The 24,839-nt window shown below is 72.7% G+C and carries 18 protein-coding genes; 7 read left to right on the top strand and 11 right to left on the bottom strand.

All coding sequences use genetic code 11. The annotated features are described in order from the left end of the window. The first annotated feature begins 25 nt into the window (after positions 1-25). Positions 26-1,135 (top strand): hypothetical protein, encoded by a 1,110-nt coding sequence (locus WMF34_RS05825; protein WP_437992664.1) that lies wholly within the window; start codon positions 26-28, stop codon positions 1,133-1,135. Positions 1,136-1,241: 106 nt separating this feature from the next. Here WMF34_RS05825 and trpA read toward each other — a convergent pair whose 3' ends face one another. From trpA to WMF34_RS05795, 6 genes are all read right to left on the bottom strand, one after another. Further along, on the bottom strand, positions 1,242-2,066 hold the full coding sequence (gene trpA, locus WMF34_RS05820) for a tryptophan synthase subunit alpha (RefSeq protein WP_012233737.1): 825 nt from the start codon (positions 2,064-2,066) through the stop codon (positions 1,242-1,244). Then, the gene (trpB, locus tag WMF34_RS05815; RefSeq protein ID WP_044964109.1) at positions 2,063-3,256 is read right to left on the bottom strand and encodes a tryptophan synthase subunit beta; all 1,194 of its coding nucleotides are present in this window, start codon (positions 3,254-3,256) and stop codon (positions 2,063-2,065) included. Before trpB ends, trpA begins: the two co-directional genes overlap by 4 nt. Positions 3,257-3,313: 57 nt before the next feature. Further along, on the bottom strand, positions 3,314-4,795 hold the full coding sequence (gene trpCF, locus WMF34_RS05810; protein ID WP_012233735.1) for a bifunctional indole-3-glycerol-phosphate synthase TrpC/phosphoribosylanthranilate isomerase TrpF: 1,482 nt from the start codon (positions 4,793-4,795) through the stop codon (positions 3,314-3,316). After that, on the bottom strand, positions 4,788-5,831 hold the full coding sequence (trpD, locus tag WMF34_RS05805; protein ID WP_437994616.1) for an anthranilate phosphoribosyltransferase: 1,044 nt from the start codon (positions 5,829-5,831) through the stop codon (positions 4,788-4,790). Before trpD ends, trpCF begins: the two co-directional genes overlap by 8 nt. 502 nt (positions 5,832-6,333) lie before the next feature. Beyond that, positions 6,334-7,236: a hypothetical protein gene (locus WMF34_RS05800; RefSeq protein WP_437992663.1), complete on the bottom strand. Its 903-nt coding sequence runs from the start codon at positions 7,234-7,236 to the stop codon at positions 6,334-6,336. Then, positions 7,233-9,260 (bottom strand): choice-of-anchor D domain-containing protein, encoded by a 2,028-nt coding sequence (locus tag WMF34_RS05795; RefSeq protein ID WP_437992662.1) that lies wholly within the window; start codon positions 9,258-9,260, stop codon positions 7,233-7,235. The genes WMF34_RS05800 and WMF34_RS05795 overlap by 4 nt, the downstream gene beginning before the upstream one ends. A gap of 279 nt (positions 9,261-9,539) precedes the next feature. Between WMF34_RS05795 and WMF34_RS05790 the strand changes: the two genes are divergently transcribed. The 5 genes from WMF34_RS05790 (at position 9,540) to WMF34_RS05770 (ending at position 16,312) form a co-directional block, all read left to right on the top strand. Then, positions 9,540-10,481: a hypothetical protein gene (locus WMF34_RS05790; RefSeq protein WP_437992661.1), complete on the top strand. Its 942-nt coding sequence runs from the start codon at positions 9,540-9,542 to the stop codon at positions 10,479-10,481. Between the two features lie 500 nt (positions 10,482-10,981). Further along, entirely contained in the window at positions 10,982-13,228 is a 2,247-nt protein-coding gene (locus WMF34_RS05785; RefSeq protein WP_437992660.1) for a sulfatase-like hydrolase/transferase, read from the top strand. 18 nt (positions 13,229-13,246) lie between these two features. After that, complete coding sequence (locus WMF34_RS05780) at positions 13,247-14,338, top strand: formylglycine-generating enzyme family protein (RefSeq protein WP_012233729.1); 1,092 nt, start codon at positions 13,247-13,249, stop codon at positions 14,336-14,338. A gap of 91 nt (positions 14,339-14,429) precedes the next feature. Next, positions 14,430-15,038, top strand: coding sequence for an SH3 domain-containing protein (locus WMF34_RS05775; protein ID WP_012233728.1), 609 nt, complete (start codon positions 14,430-14,432; stop codon positions 15,036-15,038). Beyond that, positions 15,035-16,312 (top strand): guanine deaminase, encoded by a 1,278-nt coding sequence (locus tag WMF34_RS05770; protein WP_437992659.1) that lies wholly within the window; start codon positions 15,035-15,037, stop codon positions 16,310-16,312. Before WMF34_RS05775 ends, WMF34_RS05770 begins: the two co-directional genes overlap by 4 nt. Here WMF34_RS05770 and WMF34_RS05765 read toward each other — a convergent pair. From WMF34_RS05765 to WMF34_RS05750, 4 genes are all read right to left on the bottom strand, one after another. Beyond that, positions 16,303-16,551 (bottom strand): hypothetical protein, encoded by a 249-nt coding sequence (locus WMF34_RS05765; RefSeq protein WP_044964103.1) that lies wholly within the window; start codon positions 16,549-16,551, stop codon positions 16,303-16,305. The two genes, WMF34_RS05770 and WMF34_RS05765, sit on opposite strands and share 10 nt — an antisense overlap. Before the next feature lie 130 nt (positions 16,552-16,681). Further along, on the bottom strand, positions 16,682-18,109 hold the full coding sequence (locus WMF34_RS05760) for a hypothetical protein (RefSeq protein ID WP_437992658.1): 1,428 nt from the start codon (positions 18,107-18,109) through the stop codon (positions 16,682-16,684). Positions 18,110-18,432: 323 nt separating this feature from the next. Then, positions 18,433-19,815 (bottom strand): CCA tRNA nucleotidyltransferase, encoded by a 1,383-nt coding sequence (locus WMF34_RS05755; RefSeq protein WP_012233724.1) that lies wholly within the window; start codon positions 19,813-19,815, stop codon positions 18,433-18,435. A gap of 52 nt (positions 19,816-19,867) precedes the next feature. Further along, positions 19,868-21,766, bottom strand: coding sequence for a protein kinase domain-containing protein (locus tag WMF34_RS05750; protein ID WP_437992657.1), 1,899 nt, complete (start codon positions 21,764-21,766; stop codon positions 19,868-19,870). A gap of 207 nt (positions 21,767-21,973) precedes the next feature. Between WMF34_RS05750 and WMF34_RS05745 the strand changes: the two genes are divergently transcribed. After that, positions 21,974-23,611: an ABC transporter permease gene (locus tag WMF34_RS05745; protein WP_012233722.1), complete on the top strand. Its 1,638-nt coding sequence runs from the start codon at positions 21,974-21,976 to the stop codon at positions 23,609-23,611. A gap of 54 nt (positions 23,612-23,665) precedes the next feature. On the opposite strand, the gene WMF34_RS05740 is transcribed toward WMF34_RS05745, so the two are convergent. Beyond that, positions 23,666-24,826 carry a hypothetical protein gene (locus tag WMF34_RS05740; RefSeq protein ID WP_437992656.1) on the bottom strand — a complete coding sequence of 387 codons (1,161 nt, stop codon included), beginning with the start codon at positions 24,824-24,826 and terminating at the stop codon, positions 23,666-23,668. Positions 24,827-24,839: the final 13 nt, after the last annotated feature.

Below are 24,839 nucleotides of genomic sequence, written 5' to 3'. Positions count from 1 at the left end.
GCATGATGATAACGAGGCTCCCCTGATGAACCGTTCACTCCGCATGTGTGCTTTGCTCGCCCTGACATCGACCCTCATGATCGCCGGCTGCGGCGACGACGAGAGCGCCGCGCCGAGCAGCGCGGCGAGCACGTCCGGCGCCGGCGGGTCCGGCGGGCAAGGCGGGCACGGTGGGGCCGGCGGATCGGCGGGCAGCGGCGGAGAGGGCGGGCAAGGCGGCTCGACGAGCAGCGCCTCGGCTGGCGGCGATGCCACGGGCGGCGGCGGAGCGGGCGGGCAGGGCGGCTCGACGAGCAGCGCCTCGGCTGGCGGCGATGCCACGGGCGGCGGCGGAGCGGGCGGGCAGGGCGGCGCGACGAGCAGCGCCTCGGCTGGCGGCGATGCCACGGGCGGCGGCGGAGAGGGCGGGCAAGGCGGCGCGACGAGCAGCGCCTCGACGAGCAGCGCCTCGACGAGCAGCGCCTCGACGAGCAGCGCTTCGACGGGCGGTGGCGACGCCGCCGGCGGTGGCTCGGTAAGCAGCGCCTCGGGCGGTGGCGACGCCGCCGGCGGTGGCTCCGTGAGCAGCGCTTCGACGGGCGGCGGAGGCGACGCCGCTGGCGGCGGCTCCGTGAGCAGCGCTTCGACGGGCGGCGGTGGAGAGGGCGGGGCGACGGCGTGCGGCGACCTGCGGTGTGACACCGGCGAGACGTGCGATTCGTGCACCGACGACTGCGGCGTATGCCCGCCGGTCTGTGGTGACGGCATGTGCGAGCCCGACAGGGAGAACTGCCAGGCGTGCGCCACCGACTGCGGCGTGTGCCCGCCGGCCGAGTGCAGCCACGACCTCTGCGAGGAAGGAGCGCCCCTCCTCATGGGCTGCGATCCGTGCGTGACCGCGCTGTGCGCGGAGGACCCGGCGTGCTGCATGAGCGCGTGGGACACCCACTGCGTCGCTGGCCTCACCGCCGCCTGCGGGCGGGCCTGCGGGTGCGCCCACGACCTCTGCGAGGAAGGCGCGCCCCTCGACGCGACCTGCAACAGCTGCGTCGAGACCGTGTGCGGAGAGGACGGAGACAGCTTCTGCTGCACGCTCGGGTGGGACGAGAGCTGCGTCGCGCTCTCGGGGACGATGTGCGGCGTCACGTGCCGGTGAGCTCGGCTCGCCGCCCGAAAGGCGAACCACTCCTGGCGCGGTAGCGACGGCGCTCCGCCGTGAACCTGACCGGCTCCGCGGGTGGAACGCCATCCGGACGGCGCGCTCAGCGCGCCGTCGCCGCCTTCATCTCGCGCACGAAGCTCGCGACGGCGCGCGCGGCCGCCTCGGGATCACCGACGTTCGCCGCGACCCGCTGCACGACCGCGGACCCGCTGACCACGCCGAACGCCCCGGCGGCGAGGGCGTCGCGCACGTGCTCGGGCTTCGAGATGCCGAACCCCAGGATCGCGGGCGGCGCGCCGAACCGGCGCAGCGTCTCGAAGAGCGCCCCGTGGCCCAGGCGCAGCTGCTCGTCCGCCCCCGTCACGCCCTTGCGCGTCACGCAGTACGTGTACGCGCTGCACCGCTCCGCGAGCCGCTGCAGCGTGGCCTCCGAGGCGTTCAGCGGCGCGATCAGCACCGGCGCCACCCCCGCGGCGCGCGCCGCCGCCACGTACGGATCCGACTCCCTCACCGGCACGTCGGCGACGAGCACGCTGTCGACCCCGGCCGCGGCCGCCGACGCGTAGAAGCCCGCCAGATCGCGGTGCTTCACGAGGTTCGCGTACGTCAGGATGCCGATCGGCACCTCCGGCGCCTCCGCCCGGAACCGCGCCAGGAGCTCGATGCAGTCGCCCGGCCTCACGCCGGCCTCGAGCGCCCGCACGGCGGCGGCCTGGATCGTCGGGCCGTCCGCGATCGGATCCGAGAACGGGATCCCGACCTCGATCGCGTCCGCGCCGCCCTCCACGGCCGCGCGAAGCAGCCGCGCGCTCGTGGCGAGGTCCGGATCCCCCAGCATCAGGAAGGGGATGAACGCCCCCTCGCCGCGCTGCCGCAGCCGCTCGAATGCGCGATCGTAGCGCGTCGTCACCGTCTCCCGACTCATGTCGACCTCCCGGGATCGAGCAGCCTCTGCGCCTGCTCCATGTCCTTGTCTCCGCGGCCCGACAGGTTCACGACGAGCACCGTCTCGCGCCCTGCCTGCGCCGCCTCCGCCACCATCTTCAGCGCGTGCGCGATCGCGTGCGCCGACTCGAACGCCGGGATGATGCCCTCGCTGCGCGCGAGCCGCTGGAACGCGTCGAGCGCCTCGTCGTCGGTCGCCGCGACGTACGTCGCCCGGCCCGACGTCATGAGGTGCGCGTGCTCCGGCCCGACGCCGGGGTAGTCGAGCCCCGCCGAGACCGAGTGCGTCTCGGCGACCTGTCCGTGCTCGTCCTGGAGGATGTAGGTCTCCGACCCGTGCAGCACCCCCGGGCGGCCCTTGAGGAGCGTCGCCCCGTGCATGGCGGTCGACAGGCCGTGGCCGGCGGGCTCCACGCCGACGAGCGCCACGTCCTTGTCCGGGATGAACTCGGAGAAGATCCCCATGGCGTTGCTGCCGCCGCCCACGCACGCGACCACCGCGTCGGGCAAGCGCCCCTCGGCCTCCAGGATCTGGGCGCGCGCCTCGCGGCCGATCACCCACTGGAAATCGCGCACGATCGTGGGAAACGGGTGAGGTCCGGCGACCGTCCCGATCAGGTAATGCGTGTCCTCGTAGCTCTCGGTCCAGTAGCGCAGCGCCTCGTTGAGGGCGTCCTTCAGCGTCTGCGAGCCCGAGGTCACGGGCACCACCTCGGCCCCCATGAGGCGCATCCGGAAGACGTTGAGCCGCTGCCGCTCGACGTCCTTCGCGCCCATGTAGATGCGCGTGGGCATGCCGAGCAGGGCCCCGATCATGGCGGTCGCGACGCCGTGCTGGCCGGCCCCGGTCTCGGCGATGAGCCGCCGCTTGCCCATGCGCCGCGCGAGCAGCCCCTGGCCGAGCGCCTGGTTCGTCTTGTGCGCCCCGCCGTGGAGCAGGTCCTCGCGCTTGAGGTACAGCTTCACGCGCGGATCGCCGGTCAGGTTGCGGCACAGGGTGAGCGGCGTCGGTCGCCCCGCGTAGGTCGTCAGCAAGGCGTCGAACTCCGCCGCGAACGACGGATCGCCGCGCGCCTCCAGGTACGCGCGCTCGAGCTGCTCGAGCGCGGGTACGAGGATCTCCGGGACATAGGCGCCGCCAAAGGCGCCAAAGCGGCCGCTTTGCTGCATGGTGATTGCCTCGATCGTCGGTGGTGCGTTGTGCGTTGTGCGTCGTGAGAGCTGCCGTCAGGGGGAGGCGCGGTCCGCCGGGGCCGCGGGGTCACGGTCATGGCGCGACGGGCCGCGCGCGCTGTCGAACAGGCGCACGAGCAGGTCGGCGCACTTCTCGCCGGGCGCGCGCTCGACGCCCGACGCCACGTCGAGCCCCCACGTCCCGACCCGGCGCGCCGCGGCGATGTTGTCCGGGTTCAGCCCGCCCGCGAGCAGGCTCCGGGCGCGCGCCGGGTGGCCGTCGATCGCGCTCCAGGCGAACGTCCGCCCCGTGCCTCCCCGCGCCTCCGCCGTGCGCGTGTCGAAGACCAGCCGATCGGCGCTGCGCTCGACCTCCGCGCCCGCGCCGTCGTCGCCCGCGCCCGCGGCGCCCGCCGCGCCGGCGGCCTCCCCGGACGGCGCCATCGGGACCGCCTTCCAGACCTCGCACCCCTCGGGGAGCGCGCGCCGCAGCGCCTCGATGAACGCGGCGTCCTCGTCGCCGTGGAGCTGCACGGCGCGCAGCCCGATCGCCCGCGCCGTATCCGCGACGAAATCCACGGATTGATTGAGGAAAACGCCGACGAAGGGCAGCCCCGCGGCCGTGGCGACCACGATCTCGGCCTGCTCGCGCGTCACCCGCCGCGGCGAGGTCTCGGCGAAGACGAGGCCGCCGAAGCGGGCCCCGAGCCGCTCCGCCTCGCGCGCGTCCCCGGGCCGGGTCAGGCCGCAGATCTTCACCCGGCCGGTCACCAGCGCGCGCGCGGCGTCCGCGATGTCGGGGCTGCGCATGAGCGACGTGCCGACGAGGAACCCGTCCACCGAGGGCGCGAGCCGCTCCACGTGGGCGCGCGACTCGACGCCCGACTCCGCGATGACGATCCGATCGCGCGGCACGCGCGGGGCGAGCCGCTCCGAGACGGCGAGATCGACCTTGAGCGTCTTGAGATCGCGGTTGTTGATGCCGATCACGGGCGCGGGCAGCGCGAGCGCGCGCTCGAGCTCCGCCTCGTCGTGGACCTCGACGAGGCAGTCCATGCCGAGCGCCTCGGCGGCGCCCAGGCAGAGGAGCGCGGTCGCGTCGTCCAGCACCGACAGCATGAGCAGGATCGCGTCCGCGCCGTTCGCCCGCGCCTCGATCACCTGGTAGGGCGTCACGACGAAGTCCTTGCAGAGGATCGGGACGTCCACGACCGCGCGCACGGCCTGGAGGATCTCGAAGCTGCCCTGGAAGAAGGGCTCGTCGGTCAGCACGCTCACCGCGTCGGCGACGCCGTAGTACGCGGCGGCGACGGCGTGCGGGTCGAAATCGGGCCGGATGAGGCCCTCGGACGGGGAGGCCTTCTTGCACTCCAGGACGAACCGCGCGCCCGGCGCGGAGAGCGCGCGCCGGAGGCTCCGCGAGGTGGGCGGCGCGCTCGCCCGAAGGCTGGCGAGCGGGGTCCGCCGCTCTCGCTCCGCCACGTCCGCCCGCTTCCGCTCCACGATGCGCGCGAGCACATTGCCCTGCTCAGCCATGTTTCGCCTCCTTCCGCGCTTCCTGGGCCCCGTCCCGGCTCAGCGCCACGAAGCGCGTGAGCCGCTCCGCCGCGCGCCCGGAGCCCAGCGCTTCGAGCGCCAGGGCCGTCCCTTCCCGCAGCCCCTCGGCGCGCCCGGCGATCCAGAGCAGCGCGCCGGCGTTGATCGCGACGGCGTCGCGGTGCGCGGGCGCGCCGCGCCCGGCGAGCAGGTCGCGGAGCCACGCCGCGTTCGCCGCCGGGCCGGCGCCCCGGAGCGCCTCGATCGGCGCCGGCGTGACGCCCGCGTCGGCCGGGTCGATCAAGAGCTCCTCGACGACCCCATCGCGGAGCCGGGCCGCGCGCGTCGGGGCGTGCAGGGCGACCTCGTCGAGCCCCCCGCCGTGGACGACGAGCGCGGCCTGGCACCCGAGCATGCCGAGCGTGCGCGCGGCGTGGGTGACGAGCTCCGGATCGTAGATGCCCATCACCTGGATCGGCGGCGCGCTCGGGTTCACGAGGGGGCCGAGCAGGTTCATGATCGTGCGCACCTTGAGGGCGCGGCGCACGGGCATCGCGTGGCGGAGCCCGGCGTGGTACTGCGGCGCGAAGAGGAAGCAGAAGCCGACCTCATCGAGGGCGCGGCGCGAGACCTCGGCCGGCGGGTCGAGCCGGGCGCCGAGCGCCTCGAGCGCGTCGGCGGAGCCGCACTGGGAGGAGACCGAGCGGTTGCCGTGCTTGGCGACCGGCAGGCCTGCTTCGGCCGCGACGAAGGCGACGGCCGTGGACACGTTCACGGTGGACTGCCCGTCTCCGCCGGTGCCGCAGCAGTCGGCATAGACATAAGCCGGCCGCGCGAACGGCACCGACGTCCCCCGGAGCGCGCGCGCCGCGCCCGCGATCTCGGCGGGGGTCTCGCCCTTCGCCTTGAGCGCCACGAACAGCGCGGAGAGCTCGATCTCCGTCAGCGCCCCGGCGATCAGGTCGCGGAACAGCGCCTCGGTCTGCTCCGCGGAGAGGTCGACGCCGGCGCAGAGCGCATCGATGACTGCATGCATCATGGTTCTCTCCTCATCTTCACGGCTGTTCTGGCAGACACGGATCCTCGGGACTCGGGCGTCGCGCTGCGGCGCCCTGCATAGCGGACAAAAGCGAAAAGGCCCACCGTTGTTCGGCGGGCCCTCTTTCTTCTTTCCTTCAGGTCGTCCTCCCCGCAGGGAGGCGCGTTACCCGTGGTAAGGGCCCGCCTTGGTAGAGCACCAGCGCCACCAGCGCAGCCCTGCCACGCACGAACCCACCTCGACGGCCGAGCACGACGCGCCGCCGAGGACGAAGGCCTCGGAACAGCGGCGAGCGCAGGACGCGGGGAGCGCGCGGGGCATGCGGGGAACATAGCTTGCGGGCGCGACGAGCGTCAAGCGGGTTCCGCGCGCGCCTCGAGCCGCCCCATCACATCGGCACATCGGTCATGTGACCGACGAGATAGAAGGCGCGGAAGATCGCATAAAAGAGATCGTTGGGTGGCTGGCTCGAGGAGAAGCCCGGGAGAGCGCACACGCATTACCTGGAGATCACGAGCCAGGTCAGCTCGTCGATCCCGGAGCCGGGCGACGTCCTGATGACCGAGCCGTCTGCCTCACCGGCAACCGGCGCCGAGAGCTTGCCGTCGTACTCGCTCATGGTCCGGAACCTCACGGGCGTCCCTGGCGCCAGGTCCGAGGGGGCCTGGACCCCGACGGGCGAGTCGCTGGTCGTCGCGAACGGGTAGAGCGCGTAGACCGCCACGATCTCCTCCCCGCCGAGATCCGAGAGCGGTGGCACGCGCTCCGGCGGGATCCTCCGGGCCGCGATGTCGTGGAGGGCCTCGCCGAGCGGCGTCGCGAGCGCGGCGCGGTTCACGGTGAGCTGGAGGCCGTCGCCGACCTCCAGGACCTGCGGATCGTCGCTGTTCGGCCCAAGGACGGCGCCCGCGGGCAGGTGCGGCACGAAGAGCGATCCCGCGTCGACGGTGACCGCGTCGGTGAAGCGCAGCGGGAACATGGTCGTTCCCCGGCGCGGCGTCGTTCCCGCGTCCTCCATCGACTTCACCACGAAGTCGACCGGCGGCTCCGCGTCGCAACGAAAGGTGAAGCGACCATCCGCCCTCGATCGGTCCGAGTAACAGACCGCTGTATTGCAAAACAGCACGGTGGCTCCGCCGATGGGCTGTCCCGCCTCGTCCGCGAGCACGCCGGTCACGCCCAGACCCGCCGGGGCGCCGCCGCCGCCGGAGCCGCCCGCCGCGCCGCCGCCTCCCGCCGCGCCGCCGCCACCACCGTCGCTGGTCGCTGCGTCGCCGCCTCCTGCGCCGCCGCCGGTCGCTGCGCCGCCGCCGGCGTCCCCCGCCCCGCTGGTCGAGCCGCCGCCTCCGTCGCAAGCGGACGCCATCAGCGCGACCACCAGGAGCAGGGTGCGCTTCATCATTCGGCCAGCGCCTGCTCGATGACCGCCGTCATGGCGTCGGGGTCGTACTCGTGGCTGGCGTACCGGACGATGCCGTCCTTGCCGACGATCACGTCGACCGGGAACGGGTTGGGGCCGGGGAAATTGGAGGTCACGGCGGCGTAGGTGCTCGCGGTCTCCTCGAGCCCGACCGGGAAGCTGACCTTGATGTTGTCGCAATACGCCTGCACCTGGCCGATCTGATCGACCGGCTCCCTCGGGTTGAGGGCGACGATCTGCAGGCCTTGGTCCTTGTACTTCAGCCAGAACCGCTCCTCGGTGTCCGGCAGGTGGTTGGCGCAAACTGGACAGAAGGTGGCAAAGTAGGTGAGCAGAAGCACGCCCCCTGCCGACTCCTCCGAGGTCCATGTCGTGCCGTCCAGCATCGTGCCCGTGGTCGCGGGCAGGGGCGCCCCGACGCTCACGCCGGGCGCGTTGCCGACGAGATAGCTCTTCCGCACCGGGGCCGCGGGGTCGTCCGAGGCGATGTGGAGATAGCCGATCTCCTGGTCCGTCGCCGAGGCGAGGTACGTCACGTTGAGCTCGATCGTCTCGCCGGGCGCGATCCGGGCCTGGCGCGGCTCGACGCTGAACGCCGAGCCGCTGACCCAGTTGTCCACCAGCGTGAGCGGCGCCGTCCCCTGGTTCGTGACCTCGAGCGGGAGCGTCTTCGTGTCCCCCACCGCGACCGGGCCGAAATCGATCCGCGCGGCGGATTCCGGGAGACGGATGTTGGGCGCGAGGCGGTCCGGCTCGAGGCGGTAGGAATACGGGTTCTCCCAGGTGCCGATGAACACGTCCTGACCCCGGGCGGCGACGCCGAAGGTGCGCATCGTGGGGAGCTCGCGATCCGGATCGTCGTACTCGAACGCCCTCGGGATGCGCACGGCCGCGATGAAGGTCGGGGCGGCGGGCGCGGACACGTCGTACACGCGCACGTCGTTCCACGCGGCGACGAAGAGGCGGCGATCGGAGTAGGCCAGGCGGAGCGGAGTCCCGGGCATCTCGGCGCGACCGACGACGACAGGGCGCGCGAGGTCGGAGATGTCGACGACGGCGACGCCCGCAGAGCCCGCCGCCACATAAGCGAAGTCGCCGTCCACGACGACGCCCTTCGCCTGGCCGCCGGTCGCCACGCGCCCGAGCTCCACCGGCGCCGTCGGGTCCGTCGCGTCGACCGTGACGAGCCCGTCCACGCCGTCGGCGACGAAGACATGGTTGTCGCGCGCCGCGACCCCCCACGCATTGGTGAATCCACCCAGGCGGCCGACCCGCGTGAACCCGACCGCGCCGTCGTAGCGGTAGACGCCGAGGCCATCTCCGTGAAGCCCCACGAAGATGTTGTGGTTCGCGACGTCGACTCCCTCGTAGCTGATCCCCTCCTCCTGCAGGACGGGGAGCTGTACCGGGGCCTCGGGATCGCTGATGTCCCAGCCGCTCAGGAACGCCGGGTTCCGGATGTTGCCGAGGTGGGTGGTGAAGACGAGATCATCGTCCCACGCGAGGTGCTTGCAGCCCGGCGTGCGGGTGTCGCCGGGGATGGTGTGCTTGAGCCCCCCCGCGAGCACCTCCATGTCGGCGGGGTCCTCCGCATCGATGACGTTGAATGTGTAGCTGCAATTGAGGAGCAAGTCATCGTCGCGGACGCGGACCTCATCCGTGTGGCTCCCGACCTCGTGCAAGCTCTGGAGCTGCACCAGCGGGCTCAGGAAATGCCCGGACTGGAGCGCGGTCGGGACGCATTCCCCCTCGACGTCCTCGGTGCCCTCGCCGCAGACGACACCGGGGCTCGTCGCCGAAGGCACGCACGCGCCGTCGACGTCCTCGGTGCCCTCGCCGCAGACGACACCGGGGCTCGTCGCCGAAGGCACGCACACGCCGCCGGCGGCCTTCGTGCCTGGACCGCACGACAGCCCTGTCTCGCTCACCGCATCGTCGCCTCCGCAGGCGGACAAGGCGAGCAAGATCAGCGCGGAGACGGAGGCGCGACGTCGCAGCAGCGTCATGAAGAGCTCCTTGGAGGGGATGAAGGACAGGGCGGCTGGTGAAGCAAGGGCAGCGTCTTTGCGACGATACAAGTCGCCGGGGGGGCCTGGGCAAGGAGAACCGGGGTCGCGGCGGCGCCGGCGCACATCTCCGACGGTGTCCGCCGCTGCGCCGTCCCGCCGGACGCGGGGCGGCGATCCGCCATGGCGCCGCCACACCCGCAGCGCACGAGACACGCGAGGATGCCGTCACTTTTGGCCCGCCACACCCTGGCACGCTCCCTGCGCAAGGCGTGTTGCATGGGAGATGCCGACATCACATTACGCCATATCGCCCGGAGGCGCCCCGAAGAGCTTGCGCGCGCCTTCACCCCGAAAGGCCGCTCCGTCGAGGTCCTTGGCTGGATCGATACCCAGGTCACCAAGCTCGAACGTCGCCTGGACAAAGCGCTGCGCCTTCGCATCGACGGCACGCCGCGCGTGCTGCACGTCGAGTTCTGCTTCGCGCTGCGCGACGAGGTTCCGGCTCAGGTCTTCGAGTACCTCGGCTTCCTCTTCGCCGCGCTGCGCATCGAAGCGCCCTGCGAGCCGGTGCCGCCCATCGAGAGCGTCGCCGTGGTCCTTTCCGGCGGCAGGCGGCGCTTGCCTGTGACCGGCGTGCTCCGAACGGCCTGGCCGGAACGGCGATTCAGCGGTACGCACTTCCGCATCGACGCGGTCTATCAACGCACGGTCGCCGAGCTCCGAGCACGCGGCAGCGTGCTGTGGCTGGCGTTCGCGCCGCTCGCCAGGGACGCGACCGCGAAGGCGATGCGGGAGGTCATCGCTCAGATTCACGCGCGGACGGTGACCGGCGAGGAGCGGGCGGAGCTGTACACGGCGTTCCTGGTACTGGCGACCATCGACCCCTGGGGGCACAATCTGCAAAAGGAGCTCGTCACGATGGTGGAGGACATGGAGGAAGGGCTGCTCCGGCGCACGCCGATCATCGGCGAGATGATCATCGAGGCCGAGCAGAAGGCAGAGCAGAGGGGACAGTTGAAGGGCCGTGAGGAGGCGATCGCCGAGTTGCTCGGCCGCCTCTTCGCGCGGCGGGTCGGGCGGCGACCCACCACCGAGGAGGAGCGCTCGATCCTCGATCGGGCGCGCGCGCTCGGTCCGGGCGAGGTCGAGGACACGCTGCTCGAGCTCGAGGGCGACGCGCTGGTCCGCTGGCTCGCCGAGCCAGCGCGCCGGTCGTGAGCCTCACCCAGAGTCGCCCGCCCTATCCGCATCAGCCCATGTAGGCTCCATCCATCGAAGCTCGGCTGCGGCCGCTTGGGTGCCTCCAGCGCGACGCCTTCCGCGCCGCCCGGCCTACACGAAAGGCGCCCTCGAGGCCCGGTTCCCGCCCCCTGACCCGGCGCCCCCGGCTCGTCCGCTCCCGCAGGATACTTTGCGGCCCGGTACACCGATGGTAGGCCCCGTTCTCCAGGGCGCACGACCTCGCGGCCAGGCGCGACAGGCCCTCGCGAGGCGCCCGCGCGGCCCTCCCCCCCTGCGTGCCCATGATCACCGCCGAACCAGGTCCCCCGCCGCCGCCGAGCGCCGCCGGCTCTCATGACAGCGTCCCGCCGCGATCGCAGAGCGGCCCGCCCGCCCGGCAGAGCGCGCCGCCGGGGCGATCCGTCCCCCCGCCGGGGCGGTCGGCCCCTCCGCCGCCGCGCCGCAGCGCCTGGACGACCCGCCTCGGCGAGGCCTGCGTGCTCGGTCTCGGCGTCGCCTCGCTCTCCGCCGTGCCGACCGCGCTCCGCACCGCCCGCGCCGGCGCGTCCTTCCTCGACGGGCTCCTCGTCGGGACCGCCGTCCTGCTCCCGCTCGTCACGCTCGCGCTCATCCTCTCGCGCGCGGCCGGCCGCGGCTTCCGCGGCATCGTCGGCGCGGGCGGCGAGCGGCTCGCCGTCCTCCGCGTCGCGCTCTGGATCGGCGTCGCCTTCCCGGTGCTGGCCGCGCTCGCCGCCCTCCTCAAGGCGACGACCCACCACCGAGGCCTCGCCGGCGCGACCTTCGGCGTCCTCGGCCTCGCCGGCGTCGCGGCCGCGGCGCTCGTCACCCAGCGCCTCGTCGCGCTCGGCGATCGCCTCGCCGCCCGCGGCGTGAGGCCGTGGCTCCTCGCCGTCGCCGGCACGGCCATCGGCGTCGTGCCCCTCGTCGCCGCGTTCGCTCCGCTCGCCGCCCACGCGGCCAGCACGACAGGCGACCCCGGGGCCGCCGTGCGCGCCGCCATCGTCGACGGCGCCATCGCGCTCGTGGCGACCGCGCTCGTCTCGAGCGTCGACCTCGGCGCGGCCGTCGGCCGCGTCGCCGGAATCGCGGGCGTCCCGCTCGCCGCCCTGGTCCTCATGACCGCGACCGCCCGGATCGAGTCGTTCCCCCCGCTCGGCCAGGCCGTGCGCGCCGGCGGCGGGCTCGCGGCTACCCTCTTCAGCGCGCTCGAGCAGTGGACCGACCGCGACGGCGACGGGATGGGCTCGCACTTCGGCGGCCTCGACTGCGACGAGGGCGATCCCACCAGGTACCACGGCGCACCGGAAACGCCGGGCGACGGCATCGATCAGGACTGCAGCGACGTGGCCCACGAGGGCGCCGCCCCCCTGCCCGCCAGGGCCGTCGCGGGCTCGCCTGCCGGCGCGCAGACGACCGCTGCCGCCGCCGCCCCGCCTGCCGCCGCTTCCGGCGCCCCGCCGGCCGCTCCTGCCGGCGCCACGACGGCCGCGCACGTGCGCGCCGCCTCCACGCCCGCCGCGCGCGACGAGGGCGGCGCGGTCGTCCCGGCCGTCCTGACGAAGACCATCGCCCCCGCCGGGACCACGCCTGCGTCCCCCGCGCCCGCCGCCGCGCCGGCGCGCCCCGACGTCCTCCTCGTCACGCTCGACACGGTCCGCGCCGACCACACGTCGGCCTACGGCTACGGCCGCGACACCAGCCCGCGGCTCGCCGAGCTCGCGGCCCGCGGCGTGCTGTTCGAGCGCGCCTACGCCGTCTCGAGCGAGACGCAGCGGGCCATCTCGCCGCTCGTCACCGGCCGCCGCCTCAACCGAGCGGCGCGCGACCGCCGCGAGTGGCCCACGCTGCTGCCCGAGAACGACACCCTCGCGGAGCGCATGAAGCGCGCCGGCTACCTCACCGCCGCGGTCAGCTCGTTCACGTGGATCAGCCAGGAGCGCGGCTTCGATCAAGGGTTCGACCGCTTCGAGACCGTCTACGGCGACGCCCACCCGGAGCGCGAGGCGACAGGCCACCTCGCGGTCGAGAAGGCCATCGCGCTCCTCGAGGGCTATGCCCAGCGCACCCAGCCGATCTTCCTCTGGCTCCACCTCTTCGACGCCCACGAGCGCTACCTCGCCCACCCCGGCATCCGCTTCGGCGCCGGCAGGACCGCCGCCTACGACGGCGAGATCGCCTACGTCGACCGGCAGCTCGGCGCCCTGCTCGACGCCGTGGCGAGGGGCCCCCGCGCCGGCCGCACGGCGATCATCGTCCACGGCTCGCAGGGCGAGGGCCTCGGCGAGCACGGCCCCGTCGGGCACGGCGTCGAGCTCTACGAGGAGGCGATCCGCGTCCCCCTCGTCATCGCCCTCCCCGGCGCCGCGCCGGGCCGCTACCCGCACCCGGTGAGCACGGTCGACATCGCGCCCACCGTCCTCGACGTCGGCGGCGCGGAGGCCACGGCCGTCGAAGGCGCCTCCCTGGCCGCGATCGCCACGGGCGCCGAGCGCGCGCCCCGAGGACCGGTGTTCGCCCGCACCGCCCGCCGCGCCGCGGTCATCGACGGGCAGCTCAAGCTCCTCGTGATCGAGCGGAAGCGGAAGAGACAGGACCGGGTGCTCCTCTTCGATCTCGGGAGCGATCCCCGGGAGACCCGTGACCTGTCCGGCGAGCGGCGCTTCGAGGCCGACCTCGGGCGGCTCCGCGAAAAGTTGTCTGCCTTCGAGTCTCCCTCGCAGTAGAGTTTACTGCGAGGGATCATGCACCGATTCGCCCCTTCGACGCGGAAGCCCGCGCCCCCCCGCGCGAGGGCGCTGCGCGCCGCCGTCGCCGTCGGCTTCGCGCTGGGCCTCGCCTCGCTCGCGCTGCTCGTGGTGCGGCTCGCGGAGGCGCCGTCGGTGCCGCTGACGCTCGGCGCGGGCGCCATCACGGGCTCGCTGCCGCGGCGCCTCCGGTTCGAGTGGCGCCTCGTGCGCGATCGCCACTGGCAGATCGCCTCGTCGCCCGCCGAGTCGCGCGAGGCCACCGACCAGATCGAGGGCACCCGCGGCACCTGCCCGACGGGCATGGTCGAGGTCTCCGGCCTCATGAAGCTCGACCCCGCCCCGAAGGCCCAGGGCGACCTGCGCTCCATCGACGAGATGCAGCGGACCACCTGCAAGCACTGGATCAGCAGGGACTACCCCGAGCGGTGCGCGGAGTTCGATCGCGAGAAGTGGCTCTCGATGTCGAAGGACCTCGACACGAAGCCGATGCACTTCTGCATGGATCGCTACGAGTACCCCAACCAGAAGGGCGTCTATCCGTTCATCCTCGTCTCGTTCTACGAGGCGAGCGAGCTCTGCGCCGAGGAGGGCAAGCGCCTCTGCGACGAGGCCGAGTGGACGTTCGCCTGCGAGGGCGAGGAGGCGCGCCCCTACCCCTACGGCTACGTCCGCGAGCCTGAAGCCTGCGTCGTCGATCAGGCATGGCGCCCGTACATCGAGACCGCGCTGCGCCCGCGCGGCGGCCCCGCGGCCATGGCCGAGATGGACCGGCTCTGGCAGGGCATGGCGGCGGGCGTCCAGCCCCGCTGCCGGAGCCCCTTCGGCGTCTACGACATGACCGGCAACATCGATGAGTGGACCCGTTCCGTCCGCGAGGGCGAGCGCCCCTCCATCCTGAAGGGCGGCTACTGGGGCCCTGTCCGCACGCGCTGCCGCCCCTCGACCCGCTCGCACGACGAGAACCACATGTTCTACCAGCAGGGCTTCCGCTGCTGCGCGGACCACGGCGCCACGATCGGCGTCCCCGCGGAGCGCGACGTCTCCGGCGATCCTGCCGCCGCCCCGCTGCCGCGCGAGCTCCGCTGACGCGCTCGCCGGCGCGGCGGGTCGAGCGTCATCGGAGCTCGCGCCGCCGCGCAGTCGACCGCGCTCGCCGCAGCGCGTATCCTCTGCGCTGATGGACCACCCCCCCGCCGGACAGGGCGCCTCGCCTGGCCCCCGCGACGTGCGCGCCGAGCACGCCGGCACGCGCCTCGCTGCCCGGGCGGAGCCGCCGGGCGCCGCGCCAGCCCTGCCGCGCGCGCGCCGGCTCGATCGGCTGACCGGGCTCGTGCTCCTCGCCGCCGCCGCCGTCGTGCTGCTCCCGGCGGCGCCGGTCGTGTTCCGGGCGGTCGCCGGCGATCGCTCGCCGATGCAGAGCGCTGGCCGGTTCGCGCACCTCCTCGATGGGCGCTCCCCGGCGGACCGGCGCGCGCAGGTCCATCCTCGTTTCCCGTTCGACGACGATCCAGGCTCCGACGAGCGGCCATCCCCTCACGACGACGGCCCTGCCTTCGACGACGAGGACGACCCGGGCGGGCCCGCGCGCCTCCAGGCGGGCATCGCCTCGCGCGGCATCACGCTGCTCGACGAGCCGCGGGCGGACGGCGCCCGGGTCGGCGCCATCGCCGCGGGCGAGATCGTGATGATCGTGCGCGAGTCGGGCGCGTGGGCCCTCGTCATGAAGAACGGCGGGGGCGAGCTGCTCATGGGCTGGGCCCGCCGGAGCGAGATCGCCATCCGATGAGCGCGCGACCGCTGGAGTCGCCGCGCGCCTACCGCGGTCGCCTGCTCACCCCGATCCCCGCGTCGCCGGACGGCGCTCCGGTCCGATTCATCGACGACGCGCTGCTCGTGGTCGGCAGCGACGGTCGGATCGCCCAGGCAGCGCCGTTCGCCCCGGGCGCGTTCCGCGGGCCGGTGCTCGACCTGCGGCCCGCGGTGTTGATGCCGGGCTTCATCGACGCGCACGTCCATTTCCCGCAGACGCGCATCATCGGCAGCGCCAGCGGCCCGCTGCTCGACTGGCTCGAGCGGTCGGTCTTCCCCGAGGAGGCCCGCTTCCGCGACGAGGCCTATGCCACGCGCGTCGCCGGCGAGTTCACGGGTCGGCTGCTCGCGTCGGGCACGACCACCTGCGTCGTCTTCTCCAGCTCGTGCGCCGGCGCGACCGACCGGCTGTTCCGCGCCCTCTCGGCCGCCGGCTTGCGCGGCATCGCCGGCCTCACGCTCATGGACCAGAGCTGCCCGGAGGCGCTCCGCGTCCCCCACGACGAGGCCATCCCCGCCGCCCGCGATCTCGTGCAGCGCTGGCACAGCGAGGGCGGCGGCCTCCTCGAGTTCGCGATCACCCCCCGCTTTGCCCCGAGCTGCTCCCGTCCCTTGATGGAGGCGGCCGCGCGGCTCGCCCGCGATCACGGCCTCCTCGTGCAGACGCACGTCGCCGAGAACCCGGCCGAGGGCGAGGCCACCTTGCGCGCGCACCCCTGGGCGCGCGACTACGTCGACGTCTACGACCGCGTCGGCCTGCTCACCGGGCGCGCCCTGCTCGCGCATGCAATTCACCTCTCGCCGCGCGAGTGGGACCGCCTCGCGGAGACGGGCTCCTCGGTCGTCCACTGCCCCGACTCGAACTTCTTCCTGGGCAGCGGCCGCATGCGCCTCGCCGACGCGCGCGCGCGCGCGGTCCCGGTCGGGCTGGGCAGCGACGTCGGCGCTGGCCGCAGCTTCGACATGCGCCGCGGCATGTCGAGCGCCTTCGACAACGCCCTCTGCCTCGGCGACCGCCTGACCCCGGCGGATCTCTTCGTCATGGCCACGCAGGGCACCGCCGACGCCGTGGGCCTCGGCCGCGTCGTCGGCAGCCTCGACGCCGGCAAGGAGGCGGACTTCATCGCCGTGCGTTTCCCCGAGCACGTGCTCGGCGAGGCCGAGACGCTGAACCACCTCGTCTTCGCGTCCGACGCGACCGTCGCGACCGTCCAACGCGCGTTCGTGCGCGGCCGGCCAGTCTACCCCTGACCGGTCCCCCTCTCGTCCTCGGCGGCCTCATAGACCTCGAGCTCCCAGACGAGGATCTCGAAGTCTCGCCGCAGGATGTACCGTGCGCCGTCGTCCCCGCGCACCTTGAAGTAGAGGTGATCGCCCCCGGGCCACCGGTCGAGGATCTCCGTCACCCGCACGCGGCGCTCCCCCAGGGTGACCGTCTCGGGCTCTTCGCTCCCGCCGTGGCCGGCACGGCACGCCACATCGACCCGCATCTGCCTCTCGCGCAGGGTAGCAGGCGCGGGCGCCTGGCTCCCGCGATCCCTCCAGGGGGAGCGCTCGCTCGGCCGGACGCCCCGCCATGGCGGCGCTCCCGGGGTGTCGCGCCCGGGAGCGCCTCCTCGCTCAGTTCGGGTTGACCGAACAGCCGTAGAGCAGCTCCATGCCCGCGGTGTTGTCCTGCGCCGCCAGGGCGCACGTGTCCTCGCACAGCCTGATGTGCCCCTCCTCGATGTAGAAGGACGAGGACGCCCCGGCGCACTCCTCGAGGCTCTTCACCTGGGAGAAGGTCTTCTTCTGCCCGCCGTCGCTCGGCGTGAACTCGATCTGCACCGTCTTCAGGTCGATCGAGTGCCCGTCCGGCGCCTTGGGCACCTCGATCTCGCACGACAGCTTGGCGCCCGAGACCACGCTGTCTGCGATGGCCTGGAACACGGCATCGTAGGTGGCGTGCTGCTGGATCGGGTATCTCAGCCCGCCGGTCATGACGCTGAGGACCTGATAGGTCGTCCCGGGATCGACCGAGTCTGGCCGGCACTGCTCCCAGGTGGCTGGCGCCTCCGGCGGCCAGGGGGCGGTGATTGGGTCGTTCTCCTTGATGCCCACGAAGCTGAAGAACTTGTAGTTGCGCGCGTCCTTCGAGCCGAAGAACTGCGGCGCGACCGCCGTGAGGGCCGCGTCGAAGGTCTCTGCCGAGAGGGTGCCGCCGGCGACGTTCCTGTTCGCCGGCTCATCGTCGTCGAGGTCGTAAAGCTTGATGTCAGCCCCCTCGTCGACGAGCGTCTTGCTCGCGCCGAGCGACTTGGTCGTGCAGTCGACGCCGTCATCCGTGATCTCGACGAACACCTTGAGCGATTCCTCGCGCAGCCACTGCGACCATCCGGGCGACGCGGTCTCTCCCCTGGGCTGGATCGCGCCGTTCAGCGTGTCGATCGCCATGCAGAGCGAGTCGAGGCTGCTGATATCCAGGTTGTACTGGTAGAAGTGCGGCGGATTGGTGTTCGGGGCCGACGGGACCGGCGAGCAGCTCCCGCTGCCGAGCGGCGCCTCGATGCAGACCGACTGCTCCACGTCCGAGCTGCCGTGCCTCGAGAGCATGATGACGCGGAAATCGACCTTGTTCGCCGCGATGATCGAGGCGAAGTTCTGGTTGATGTTCCGCTGGACGCTGTTGATCTCGTCCTTCATGCTCTCCGAGTTGTCGATGATGAAGATGATGTCGGCCGGGCGCTGCTGGTAATCGGCCTGCAATCGGGTCGCGACGCACGCCGTATCGCCATTGAGCGACGCGTCCCTGTCCACGGGCCCCGCGTCGACATCGAACCCACCGCCGTCCCCGAGCCCGCTCCCGGACGTCTCGCCGCTGCTGCCGCTGCCGCCGCTGCCGCTGCCGCTTCCAGAGCCGCTATTGCCGGGGTTCGCCTCACCACCCCCGCCGGAGCACCCACCGATGGCTGCCGCCGCCGCAAGCAAACCCAGACCAACCAGCCCAACAAGCGTCTTCGTCGAGAGCTTCAAAATGACCTCCAGATTGGGGAACGCGACAATGCGCAACGACCGATGTTACCAGACTCACGTCCCAGTGGACGCGATCGGCATGAAATAATCCAGACCGACATGAGGTAGACAACCGACCACCGTTGTCGGTCAAGGTACCTTGTCCACGACCGTTCGACTCGCCCTCTGGGACAGGCTCACCAAAGGAGCGAGGACATGGCCGAGGGCGGGTGAACCGGAGCGCCGCACGACGAGGCGGCCCCGGGGCAGCCTGCGAGACCACCCTCGGGTACACGCAGCGAGCGCGGCGCACAGCCATCCTGACGTCTCCCCTCGGCCGCTCGGCGACGTGAATCGCAGCTTTGCGGAAGGGGGGAGCGCTAGACTGCGCTCTTCGAGGCGACGAGTTCGCGCGCCGCCGCGAGCAGGCGCTCGGGCGTGTTCGCCTCGGGCTCTTCGGTGACGAGCTCGACGAGGCGCTCCAGGAGCTCGCCGACGAGCCGGCTCGGCGGAATGCCGAGCTCCTTCATCAATCGATTGCCGTTCACGGCGAGATCCTTGGCGGAGAGCGCCGCGCCCGCGGCGAGCAGCGCGTCCACGCGCTCCCGGAGCCGCCCGATCGTGGCGATGTCCTCGGTCGCCTCGCGCCCCTTGCCGAGCGCGTCGGCGACGCCGATCTCGTAGAGATCCGGCGCCAGCGCCGGGGTCACCCGGCGCAGCCAGCGGCGCACCGCCGCGTCCGTCCAGGTGTCGTCGTAGCAGATCAGGTGGTGTCGGATGAGCGCCACGATCCGCGCGCGCTCGTCGTTCGAGAAGCGGAGCCGCGTGAGGATCGGGTCGGCCATCTCGGCCCCGACCCGCTCGTGCTCGTAGAACGTGTAGTCCTTCGTCTTCTCGGAGAACTCGCGCGTCCTCGGCTTCCCGATGTCGTGCATCAGCGCCGCCACGCGGAGGATCGGCTCGGGCTTGCACGCGTCGAGGCAGGCCATCGCGTGCCCCCACACATCGTAGGCGTGCCATCGGTTCTGCTCGCACCCGACCGACTCGATCATCTCCGGGCAGGTGATCGCCAAGAGCTCCGTCCGGCGCATGATCTCGAACGCCACGCTCGGGCGGCGCGCGCGCATCGCCTTCAGCCACTCGTCGCGCACCCGCTCCGCGCTCACGCAGCGGAACGTCTGGTGCGACCGCGCGGTGCCCATCGCGCGCTCGGTCTCCGGGTCCAGCGTGCCCTCCAGCGTCGCGGCGAAGCGCGCCGCGCGCAGCACCCGCAGCCCGTCCTCGGCGAACCGCTCGCCCGGATCCCCGACCGCGCGGATGATCTTCGCCTCGAGATCGCTCCTCCCGCCGAACGGATCGATGAGGTGCCCGTCCACCGGATCGATCGCGATGGCGTTCATGGTGAAGTCCCGCCGCGCGAGATCGGCGGTGATGTCGTCCACGAACTCGACCCGGTCCGGCCGCCTGCCGTCGCTGTAGGTCCCGTCGCCGCGCAGGGTCGTGACCTCGTACGGCACGCCGCGCACGAGGACGGTCACCGTCCCGTGCTGGATCCCGGTCGGGATCACCTTCCGGAACGCGGCCACGACCTCCTCCGGCCGCGCGTCGGTCGCGACGTCCCAGTCCTTGGCGTCCTGCCCGCGGAGCAGGTCGCGCACGCAGCCGCCCACGATCCAGCCGCGCTTGCCGCGCTCGCGGAGGCGGCGACAGATGCCGAGCACGTCCTCGGGGACGGCCTCGATGAGGTGATCGATCCGGGTCACGCCTGCGGCTTATCACGGGGCACGGCGAGCAGGGCCCCCGCCGAGCGCGCGCTCACTTCTTCGGGTGAGCCCAGGGGTCCCGGACATCCGGGTTCTTGGGGGTCCGGGTCGTCGGCACCGCCGGCGGCCGCCCCGCCCCGGGCCTCGCCTTCGGACCGCTCTTCTCGTCGGCCTCGAGCTTCACGAGCTTGCTCGGCTCGGTGCCGTCGAGCACCACCGTGCTGGGCTGGTACCCCTCGGCCCGGATGTCGATCGTGACCGTCTGCCCCTGCTCCACGTCGATGCTCGCCGGCAGCTTCAGCTCCACGCCGTTGCGGTAGCCGACCGCCGTCTCCGGCACCGCGGCCAGCGCCACCACCGTCTTCTGGACGGGCGGCGGCTCGGGGGGCGCCGGCCTGGCGGGCGCCTCGACAGGCGGCTTCTGCGCCTTCTGGGCGTTGTCCCTGGCCGACCCGCTCGCGCCGATGACGAAGATCGCCGTCACGATCCCCACCGCGGCCGCCGCCCCGGCGACCCACACGTAGCGGGGCCAGGGCGAGCGCGGGGGCGACGGCGGCGTCGCGGGGACGATCACCTTCGAGGTCTTGAAGTAATCGTGCGGCACGTTGAAGCCGCCCGACCGCGCCATCATCTCCGCGACCGCGCCCGGCACGCCCCCGCACTTCACCTGCTCGAGGTCGGCGTGGAGATCGCTCATGGTCTGGTAGCGCGACTCCGGCTTCTTGGAGAGGCACTTCAGGATCACCGCCTCGAGCCCGGGCGGGCAGTCGGGGCCGCCGACGAGCGCGCGGATGGGGACCGGCGCCTTGTACATGTGCTGCGTCAGGATCCCCATGAAGTTGTCGGCGTTGAACGGGAGCTGGCGGCTCACGAGCTCGTAGAGCATCACGCCGAGCGAATAGATGTCGGTCCGGTGATCGATGGGCGCCCCCGCGGCCTGCTCCGGGGACATGTAGTGCGGCGTCCCGAACACCGCGCCGGCGCGCGTCAGCTTGGTCGTCGTGCTCGTCGACACCTTCGCGATCCCGAAGTCGAGGATCTTCACGAAGTTCGGATCGCTGCCGCGGGCGACGACGAAGACGTTGTCCGGCTTGAGATCGCGGTGGATGATGCCGGCGTCGTGCGCGGCGGCGAGCCCCGCGGACAGCTGCAGCGCGATGTGACAGATGCGCTCCATCGGCAGCTCGTTCGGCGAGTCGATGAGCTGCGCCAGGCTCACGCCTTCCAGGTACTCCATGACGAAGTACGTGGAGCCGTCCGGCAGGTCGCCGAAATCGGAGATGTCCACGATGTGCGGGTTGCCGATGCTCGACGCGGAGCGGGCCTCCTGCACGAAGCGCTCGAAGATCTCGCGGTCCCTGGCGAGCTCCGCGCGGAGCACCTTCACCGCGACGCGCTTGTCGATGACCTTGTGGCGGGCGAGGTAGACGAACCCCATCCCGCCCTCGCCGAGCAGCCGCTCGATCTTGTACCGGTGATCGAAGGTCGTCCCGATGTACGGGTCCTTGGCGCCCGGCGGCCGCCGCTCGCGCGGCTCGACCTCGTCCGGCGGCGGGATCTCCAGGGAAGGCTCCCCCTCGCTGATCGGCACCGGGCTCGTTCGCCCGCTGATCTCGTCGGCGTCGGGCTCGCTCTGCCGCCCGAACCGCGGGGCCATCTGGCGCAGCGGCGGCGGCGCCCGGAAGCTCGGCGGCACCTCGCTCGCGGGCCCCTCGACCCACCCTGCCCTGGAGGGCCTCGACGAAGGGCGGAGCTCGACCTCCACCGGCACGTCGTCGTCGGCGCCGCTCGGGTCCGTGGAGGAGGGAGCGAACGCGGCCGCGACACCGGACGAGCGAGGCCCGCCCGCCGCGCTCTTGGGGCGCGACGGGGGCGGCTCCTCGAGCGCGCCTTCCTCGGCGTTGAAGACCCTGCTGCGCGCGGTGTGGTGCTCGTTTTTGGTGGCGCTCATGAAAGGCTCGCGGGCAGAAGTGCACGCCACATGCCGGCAGCTGCGACAGGATTGGATTCTAGCAGGCGTTCGGTCCGGGAAGCGAGATCATGCGGACCCCGCGCGCGAAAGGCGGCGGCGAGCGCGCGTCGACGGCGTGTCGGCCCGCCGCCGACGATGGCGGCCCAGCGTGCCGCGCGCGCCGCGTTCTGCTAGGAGGGCACCGCGATGAGCTACCCTATCGAGGTCGCGCTGCGATATCTCGGCTCCAAGAAGCGGGCGTTCATCTCGGTCGGCACCACGTTCGCGATCCTCGGGGTCGCGCTCGGGGTCGCGGCGCTCGCGACCGTGATGAGCGTGACCGGGGGCTTTCAGGCGGAGTTCCGCGAGAAGGTCCTGGGCGTCAACGCGCACGTCCTGGTGATCAAGTACTCGACGGACTTCCGTGAGTACCGCTCGATCATGGAGCAGGTCTCCAAGGTCCCCGGCGTCGTCGGCGTCGCGCCGTTCAGCATCAACCCCATGATGCTGACGCACGGCGACGCGACGGCGACCGGCGTCCTGGTCAAGGGGGTCGACCCGGCCAGGAGCCTCGGCGTGGGGGCCGAGGGCGCCTCCACGGCCGTGCTCGACCTGCCCCGTCACATCCTCCCGGGCGGCGATCTCACCGGGCTGCGGCGCCCTGGCTCGAAGCCCGCCGAGCGCGCCGTGCCGTCGTTGCCCGAGGTCCCCCTCCTGGAGCCGGACGCTGGCGCGCGGGGCGCGCTCGCGCCGGACGCGGGCGCCGAGATCGATCTGCTGAAGGCCTACGAGGCGCGGATCCTCGAGGACGAGCGCGCCGCGGCCGCGCGCGACGCCGCGCTCGCGCCCCCGACGGCGCGCGCGGCCGAGGCGGAAGGCGCGCCGGGCGCCGGGGCCGAGGAGGCGGAGGTCGCGATCGCCGAGGGCGCCCCGCGGGGCGCGATCGAGCCGCAGGGCGGCTATGGCAGCGTTCTCCCGGACGACGACGAGCTGCCGCCCGAGGTCGATCCGGACCCCTGCGCCGACAAGGAGCAGATCGCCAGGATGCCGGGCATCGTGATCGGCGCCGCGCTGGCGAAGAACCTGTCGCTCGACCTCGGCCAGTGCGTCACTGTCACCTCGCCCACGATCGGCTTCTCGTTCGCGAACGGCGCCATCAAGCCGCCGGTCGCCAAGCGATTCCGGGTCATCGCGATCTTCGAGGCTGGCTTCGAGCAGTACGACACCAAGCTGGCGTACGCCGATCTCTACGAGACGCAGGCGTTCTACGACCAGGGCGACACGGTGACCGGCGTCGAGATGAAGGTCGACGACATCGACAACGCGAGCGGCATCGCGCGCGAGATCAGCAAGCTCCTCGGCAGCGGGCTCTATTACACGATGGACTGGGAGGAGCTGAACCACGGGCTCTTCACGGCGCTGCGCATCCAGCAGATCGGCATGAGCGCGGTGCTGGCGCTCATCATCGTGGTCGCCGCGTTCACGGTGATCGCGACGCTGATCATGGTCGTGCTCGACAAGAAGAAGGAGATCGCGGTCCTCAAGGCGATGGGCGCGACGGACGGCGCCGTCCTGCGCATCTTCCTCTACCAGGGCGGGATCATCGGCGTCGCGGGCACAACGCTGGGCCTCTTGCTCGGCGTGGCGGTGTGCAAGGGGCTCCTGGTGTACGGCTTCCCGCTCGACCCGAAGGTCTATTTCATCTCCCGCCTCCCCGTCCAGGCGCGCCCGCAGGAGTTCATCATCACGGGCTGCATCGCCATCCTCATCTGCCTCGCCGCCACAATCGTCCCCAGCCTCTACGCCGCGCGCCTCCGCCCCGCCGAGGGCTTCCGCGCGCAGTGAGCCCTGCCTGCCCGCGCGGTGCAGGCCCGAGGTGGGGCCTGCGCGCCGCGCCGCCTACCGCCGAGAGGCGGCGAAGAGCTTCTGCTGCCCGTCCTTGTCGGACGCCAGGTAGAGCGTGCACTCGTCCGGGGACAGCGACGGCGTCATGACGGCGACGCTCGGGTTCAGGTTCGGCAGCAGCATCCTCGCCGGCTGATCGTCCACGGGCAGCCCGTCGTCGCCGAGCGCCACGTAGAAGCTCCGCAGCACCGACGCCGTCTCGCACTCGCCGCGCGCGCTGTAGGGCGCCTGGAAGAAGAGCAGGCGGCCGTCGGGCGTCACCCACGGGGCGAGGTCGTCTCCCCGCGCCGGGCAGTCGCCTGGCAGGTGGATGTCGAGCACCTGCACCTCCGCGTCCTCCGCGCGCTTCGTGACGAGCCGGCTCGTGGTCCCGCCGGCGTCCTGGGGCCTGTTCATGAACCAGTACCGGTAGGAGGGCCGCTGCCCGTGAGCGACCGCCATCGAGCGGCTCCCCCCGTCCGGGTTGAGCGCGGGGAGCGCGTCCGCCTGGGTCGCCTCCAGCCCATCCGCGACGAACAGCTGCGGGAGGCTGCCCGGCGCCGTGAGGAGGCGATCGAAGAGCAGCGAGCCCGCGGGGAAGCCGGCCCGCGGCGAGGGCGCGTCCAGGGGCAGGAGCAGCGGGCCCGACTCCTGGCCTCCGGCGTCGTCGACGAGGAAGTTTGAGACGACCTCCCCAGCCGTCCAGGGCCGCCCGGTGGCCGTGGCGATCTTCGTGTCGTCCGATCCGAACTTCGCGGTGTAGACGAGCCGGAGCGTCGCCTCGCCCTCTCCGGGCTCCGCGCGCACGCGCGGGAACGCGGGCATCGCCCCCACCACCTCTATCTCCGAGAGCGCGCCGAACGACAGCACGCCGCCGCGGGCCGCGCAGGAGACGCACGTCTCGCTGGCCGTGCAGAACTCCCCCTCCTTGCACGCGCCGCACCCGCCCTCGCCGCCCCCGCCCGAAGCGGCGGACGACGAGGCCTGGCCCCCGGCTCCCCCGCTGCCCCCGCCCCCGTCGCCGCCGGCGCCGCCGCCGCCGCCCTCGCCGCCGCTCGACGACGTGGACGTGGCGCTCGCGCCGGCCGCCGTGAACCGCTCGCCGCAGCCGGCGAGCGCCGCGAGCGCCAGCTGCGCGGCGAGCGAGAAGGTTCCGTAGAAGCGAAGCGTGCGCACCCGAGCTGCCTCC

Source organism: Sorangium sp. So ce145, from assembly GCF_051525985.1.
Classification (GTDB): Bacteria; Myxococcota_A; Polyangia; order Polyangiales; family Polyangiaceae; genus Sorangium; species Sorangium cellulosum_B.
This window is presented reverse-complemented; position numbering and strand designations above follow the sequence as displayed.